The organism is Dietzia sp. HMSC21D01, from assembly GCF_001815995.1.
Lineage (GTDB): Bacteria > Actinomycetota > Actinomycetes > Mycobacteriales > Mycobacteriaceae > Dietzia > Dietzia cinnamea.
In genome coordinates, this window is sequence record NZ_KV823781.1 from 1 (window position 1) to 1,632 (window position 1,632).

Consider the following 1,632-nt stretch of genomic DNA (forward strand, 5'->3'; position numbering starts at 1 on the left):
CCGCCGACCCGCTCCCGGCGCAGCGGCTCGGTGACCCCGGCCGGTACGAGGCGTGGATGCGGGATGACCCGGGCGTCGACGCCCCACCGCTCCCGGATCTCCGCGGCGGCGCCGGCGGTCAGTGTGAGGACTGCGGAGGCCCCGCGGACGAGATGACCGGTGCGCTCGAGATGGGCGGCGGGGTCCGGTTCGTGGGGGTTGGTCAGGTCGTGGACGGTCACCACCAGCGGCATCGCCCGAGCCCGCAGCGTCGCGACGAACTCGGCGATCTGCTCGGGCGAGCGGTGCTCGTACCCGAAGTGCACGTGCACGAGGTCGGCGTCGTCGAGGACCTCGGGCCGCTCGGCCGCCTCCAGCGCCGGATGTGGCCACCACCGGGCGGGGTCGGCCGGGTCCAGCACCGGGTCGCCGAGCACGGCGACATCGGCGGCGGGTTCGAGGGCGTGGCGGACGTAGTCGTGCCCGGCGGGCACCGAGCGGACCCGCATCGTCGGGACGGGGGAGGCGCCAGAGTTCACCTCGTCACCGTGCCACGCGCCCCCGGGGCGTCGGCCCCGGGCCTACTATTGTCGACGCGGTGAGTACCCCCGACCGGCCGACCGTCATGGTGATCGGCAACTGCCAGGCCGACGTTTACCGCGACCTGCTGCGCGCCTCGGACGAGGTCCGCGTCGTGGACGTGCGGCCGGTGTACGAGATGACCGCCGCGGACCTGCCCGCCCTGCACGCCGACCTCGCGCGCACGGACGTGCTGATCGTCCAGCCCGTCCGCGACGACTACCGGGACCTACCGCTCGGGCATCGTCAGCTCGCCGCGCATCTGCCGGCCTCGGCGACGGTCATCCTCGTCCCCGTGTTGCGCTACGCCGGTCTGCACCCGTACCAGGTGCTGGTCCGACCGCCCCACGACCGGTCGCTGGTCCCGCCGCTCGCGCCGTACCACGACCTGCGCACGATCCTCGTCTCCGCGACCGGCGACCGCGGCGTGCTCGAGGCCGCGCCGACCGCCGAGCAGGCCCGGGCCGCCGCCCGCGAATCGGTCGAGGCCCTGCGGGTCCGCGAGCAGGCTCACGGCACGCTGACCGCCTCTGACCTGCTCGACGGGTGCCCGCGCTGGCACACGATCAACCACCCCGACCGACACACGCTGGCCACGGTGTTCGACCGCATCCTCGAGAGGCTGCCCGCGGGGGTGCTCACCGACCTGCCGCGGATAGGTGACCGCGAGCCCCTCGGCTCCACACGCGCACCCGTGGAGCCTGCCGTGGCCCGCGCACTCGGCGTGACCGGATTCGATGGGACCGCCTCGGACGACTGGCTCGTCGACGGCGCGCCGGTGCGCACTCGGGACATCATCGACGCGCATCTGGCCTGGTATACGGCCACGCCGGGCGTGGTCGAGGAGGGCCTGCGCCGCCACGCCGACCGCATCGACCTGCTGGGGTTGCGATGACGGCCCCGGGCTCCGCCGCTCCGAGCCCCGGCGCCGCGGATCCCGCCCCGCACCCCGGAGCCCCGCTGACCATCGCCCTCGGCCCGCCCGAGCACGGGGTGACCCGCTTCGCCGTGGACAGCGCGCGCGCCGCGGGCACGCCGGTCCTCGAGGTCCGGGAGGTGGCCGCGCTGCCCGCC

At 75.3% G+C, this 1,632-nt stretch carries 2 protein-coding genes and 1 pseudogene; 2 read left to right on the forward strand and 1 reads right to left on the reverse strand.

Annotation, left to right across the window (positions count from 1 at the left end; translation table 11 throughout):
• On the reverse strand, window positions 1-518 hold a 518-nt coding region (locus HMPREF3086_RS03950), incomplete at its 3' end, for a glycosyltransferase (protein ID WP_246830895.1).
• Window positions 519-577: 59 nt separating this feature from the next.
• Here HMPREF3086_RS03950 and HMPREF3086_RS03955 point away from each other — a divergent pair.
• Window positions 578-1,453 (forward strand): WcbI family polysaccharide biosynthesis putative acetyltransferase, encoded by an 876-nt coding sequence (locus tag HMPREF3086_RS03955; RefSeq protein WP_070720254.1) that lies wholly within the window; start codon window positions 578-580, stop codon window positions 1,451-1,453.
• Window positions 1,450-1,632 (forward strand): annotated as a pseudogene (locus HMPREF3086_RS03960) (hypothetical protein); the annotation flags it as partial. The gene HMPREF3086_RS03955 and the pseudogene HMPREF3086_RS03960, both read left to right, overlap by 4 nt.